This is a genomic window from Brevibacterium sp., assembly GCF_022712115.1.
Classification (GTDB): domain Bacteria; phylum Actinomycetota; class Actinomycetes; order Actinomycetales; family Brevibacteriaceae; genus Brevibacterium; species Brevibacterium salitolerans.
Genome location: NZ_JALAHB010000066.1, coordinates 1 through 3,896 on the forward strand (window position 1 = coordinate 1; position 3,896 = coordinate 3,896).

The 3,896-nt window shown below is 70.6% G+C and carries 4 protein-coding genes; 1 reads left to right on the top strand and 3 read right to left on the bottom strand.

Annotation, left to right across the window (positions count from 1 at the left end):
* Positions 1-1,104 (top strand): UPF0182 family protein (locus Q0A33_RS03975; protein WP_291793440.1); only part of this gene is annotated, 1,104 nt, incomplete at its 5' end.
* A 228-nt stretch (positions 1,105-1,332) separates the two neighbouring features.
* Here the strand turns inward: Q0A33_RS03975 and Q0A33_RS03980 are convergent.
* Genes Q0A33_RS03980 through Q0A33_RS03990 form a run of 3 tightly spaced genes read right to left on the bottom strand, consistent with a single transcriptional unit; the run spans position 1,333 to position 3,798 of the window.
* Positions 1,333-2,001, bottom strand: coding sequence for a response regulator transcription factor (locus Q0A33_RS03980; protein WP_291793444.1), 669 nt, complete (start codon positions 1,999-2,001; stop codon positions 1,333-1,335).
* Positions 1,998-3,431, bottom strand: coding sequence for an ATP-binding protein (locus Q0A33_RS03985; protein ID WP_291793447.1), 1,434 nt, complete (start codon positions 3,429-3,431; stop codon positions 1,998-2,000). The genes Q0A33_RS03980 and Q0A33_RS03985 overlap by 4 nt, the downstream gene beginning before the upstream one ends.
* The gene (locus Q0A33_RS03990) at positions 3,418-3,798 is read right to left on the bottom strand and encodes a hypothetical protein (protein WP_291793450.1); all 381 of its coding nucleotides are present in this window, start codon (positions 3,796-3,798) and stop codon (positions 3,418-3,420) included. Before Q0A33_RS03990 ends, Q0A33_RS03985 begins: the two co-directional genes overlap by 14 nt.
* Positions 3,799-3,896: the final 98 nt, after the last annotated feature.

Below are 3,896 nucleotides of genomic sequence, written 5' to 3' on the forward strand. Positions count from 1 at the left end.
ATCCGCAACTCCGTGAAGATCACGGTGGACGCCGACGACGGCTCCGTGGACTTCTACGAGTGGGACGAGAACGACCCGGTTCTCCAGGCGTGGAAGAAGGTCTTCCCGGACCTCATCCAGCCGGTCTCGGAGATGTCCGGCGACCTCATGAGCCACGTCCGCTACCCCGAGGACCTGTTCAAGGTCCAGCGCTCGCTGCTCACGCGGTACCACGTCTCGAACGCCGCCGAGTACTACTCGGGTCAGGACTTCTGGACGCTTCCCGTGGATCCCACGCTGGACCAGGCGAACGGCGCGGTGCAGCCGCCGTACTTCCTCACCCTCCAGATGCCGGGGCAGGAGGATCCGGCGTTCTCGCTGACCTCGTCGTTCATCCCGCGCCCCATCGAGGGACAGACGAGGAACAACCTCACCGGCTTCCTCGCCGCGAACGCGGACGCGGGATCCGAACCGGGCGCGGTCTCGGAGGAGTACGGTCGCCTCCGGCTCCTGCAGCTGCCGAGGAACACCACGTTCCCCGGCCCCGGTCAGGCGCAGAACAACTTCAACACCGAGCCGGAGATCCAGACGAGCCTCAACCTGCTGCGTCAGGGCGAGTCCCAGGTGGAGAACGGCAACCTGCTCACGCTGCCGGTGGCCGGCGGTCTGCTCTACGTGCAGCCCGTCTACGTCCGCTCCGCGGGGGAGACCTCCTACCCGGTGCTGCAGCGCGTGCTGGTGGCCTTCGGCGAGCAGATCGGGTTCGCCCCGACGCTCGACGAGGCGCTGGACCAGGTGTTCGGCGGCGACTCCGGCGTGACCGCGGGCGATTCCGACGCGGCCGACGGCACGGAGTCCGGCGAGGCCGGCGGTGCCGGTCCGGAGGGCTCCGGCTCCGGCGGTGAGACGCCGGAGATGCAGGACGCGCTCGACCGCGCGCAGGACGCCATGTCCGAGGCCGACGAGGCACTGTCCAACGGCGACTTCGCGGCATACGGCGAGGCGCAGGAGAAGCTGCGCGGCGCCCTCGAGGACGCCCTCCGCGCGGAGGGCATCGACCCGGCGACGGGTCAGCCCGCCGAGGGCGGGGAGCAGCCTGCCGAGGACGCCGCCGGTCAGGAGTGATCGCCGCATTCTGAGCCGGCAGACGGCGGGTCCATGTCTGCGGAGGTTCAGGACGCGCGGTGAATGAGGAGCCCGCACAGTCCCGGTGCGGGCTCCTCGATGCATGGGCGCGGCTCTCCGCCCTGGGCTGTCAGGTCCGTGAGCGACATGTTCGCAGCGGGGTTCGGGCCGCTGGTTGGGGCTTCGGCCGTGCTGAGGCGGCACGTCGTGTTCGCGCCGGCGGGACTGTCAGTCCACGCGGTAGCCCACCCCGCGCACCGTCCGGATGAAGTCCGCGCCCAGCTTGCGGCGCAGATAGCCCACGTAGACGTCGACGACGTTGGACCCCGGATCGAAGTCGTAGCCCCATACGTGGGAGAGCAGCTGAGCCCGGGAGAGCACCCGCCCCCGGTGCTCCATGAGCACTTCCGCCAGCGTGAGTTCGCGGGCGGAGAGCTCCACCTCGCGGTCGCCGACGAAGGCTCGCCGGCGCCGCAGGTCGAGACGCACCTCGCCCACCCTCAGCTCGGTGAGCGGGGACTCGGACGGCCGGACTGCGGGGGTGCGCAGACGCAGGCGGATGCGCGCCAGGAGCTCTGCGAAGTGGAAGGGCTTGACCATGTAGTCGGCCGCACCGCCCTCCAGTGCGGACACTGTGTCACTGCCGGAGTCGCTGGCGGTGAGCACGAGGACGGGCAGGTCCCCGCGCTGCTCGCGCACCTCCTCCAGGATCTCGAAGCCGTTCATCCCCGGCAGGCCCAGGTCGAGGACGACGAGCTCGAAATCGCCGGTGAGCGCATAGTCGCGGCCGGTGTGGCCGTCCGCCACGACGGTGGGAGCGAAGCCCGCCGCGCGCAGCCCCTTGGCGATGAAGGAGGAGATGCGCTCCTCGTCCTCGACGATCAGGATCCGGCTCATGTCTCTCCTCGGGAACGGTACGGCAGATGCAGGCGGAAGGTGGCTCCGGGGCCGGAGGCGTCCACGGTGACGGTGCCGCCGTGGGACCGGGCGATGGCAGTGACGATCGCCAGACCCAGCCCTGCGCCCAGGTCCTCTCCGGCGGACGGGTCCTCCTGCCGGGCACGGGTGAACCTCTCGAAGATGGCCTCGCGCTGTTCGGCGGGCACACCCGGGCCGGTGTCCGCGACCCAGAGTTCCACCGCCTCCTCCGCGAGATCCGCACCGAACCGGACGGCGTCCCCGGGAACGGTGTGGCGGACGGCATTGTCCGCGAGCTGGAGCAGTGCCTGGGTGAGCCGCTGCGGATCGGCCCGGAGGACGACGGTCGCCGGTGGAGGATCGACCGCCCAGGCGCGGTTCGCGAGAGCGGAGGCCTTCGCCCCCACCTCGGCCAGCAGCTCGCCCACCTCTACGTCCTCGAGCCTCAGGAAGTCCGGCCGGCGGGCCTTGGCCAGGAGCAGGAGGTCGTCGACGAGCCGGGACATCCGTGCGATCTCGTCCAGCAGGAGCACCCGGGTGTCCTCGACGTCGTCGACATCCGTGGGATCGAGGACCTCCAAATGACCGCGGAGGACGGTGAGCGGCGTCCGCAGCTCGTGACCCGCGTCGTCGAGGAACTGCCGCTGCGTCTCGAACGCGGACTCCAGCCGGTCGAGCATGGCGTTGAAGGCGCGGACCAGCTCCGCGAGGTCGTCGTTCCCGCTGGCCTCCAGCCTCCGGTCGAGCCTGCCGCCGGAGATGGACTGTGCCGCCGTGCGCAGCTCCGTCACCGGCTGGAGGAGACGCTGGGCGATGAAGGACGAGGAGGCGGTCACGAGCACCGTGGCGATGATCGCGGACAGGGCGTAGGTCCCCATGAGCGCCTGCAGTCCCGAGCGTGCCGCGGTGATGTTGTGGACGACGACGAAGCCCGCCTGCGCGCCGCCTGCGGTGAGAGGCAGGACGGCGAAGCGGTACTCCACCCCGTTGATCGTCTCCGAGGCCGATCCGCCGGCCGCGAGCATGCCCTCGATGCGGTCCACGAACTGCGGGGTCTCGCGCAGCAGCGGGTCCGCGCCGCCCTGGTAGAGGACGGTGCCCTCGGTGGTGAAGCCGAAGAGGGTCTCCGCACTCGCCGGTTCGTTCCGCTCGAGGAAGAGCCGCAGGAGGCGGTCCACGGATTCGAAGGCCTCGCCCGTGTCCGGATCGATCCCGGATTCCGCGAGGCCGCGGAACTCGGCGATCTCCTGCCGGAGCTCCTCGGTGATACGGCGCTCGAGGGCCGCTGACTCCACGGTGTAGAGGACGATGCCGACGAGGCTGAGCACCGCGACCGTCATGAGGGTGACCCCGGCGGTGATCCGCTGCGCGACGGAGAACCGTGTCCGTCGTCGCTCAGTCGTCGTCATCGTCGTCCCCGTCGTCATCATCGTCGGAGTCCCCGTCCTCGGAGTCCGAGTCGCCGTCCGTGTCTGCGTCGTCCGTGCCGTCCGTGTCATCGTCGTCGAGCTCGTAGAGCTTGGGCGGCGCCGGTTGGAAGCGGTCCTCGGGCCGGTCCTCCGCCGGCGCGGTGTCCGCCCCGTCCGTCGGAGGCTCCGTCGCCTCCGCGGAGGGGTCCGCGGTCGAGGTGGCCGCCGGTGAGGGCACGATCTCGACCGGGCTGAGATCCGGAGCGGATCCGGTGCCGGTGCCGGCCAGCCGCGCGGCCAGCAGCACGCCTGCTCCGAGAAGGAGCAGTGCGGCGAGTGCGGCCAGCACGGTGTTGAACCGGGTCATGCTCTCACAGTGCCGCATCCGCTCACGGCTGTCGACGCACGGGGATGAGAGTCCTCTTAGACGAGGAGGGGTGCCGCCGCGTGGAATGCCGAAGGGCC

Bases quoted from the DNA above. Each gene is read 5' to 3' on its own strand.
- Q0A33_RS03980 (WP_291793444.1), bottom strand. From the start codon at position 2,001: ATGAGCCGGATCCTGATCGTCGAGGACGAGGAGCGCATCTCCTCCTTC.
- Q0A33_RS03985 (WP_291793447.1), bottom strand. From the start codon at position 3,431: ATGACGACGACTGAGCGACGACGGACACGGTTCTCCGTCGCGCAGCGG.
- Q0A33_RS03990 (WP_291793450.1), bottom strand. From the start codon at position 3,798: ATGACCCGGTTCAACACCGTGCTGGCCGCACTCGCCGCACTGCTCCTT.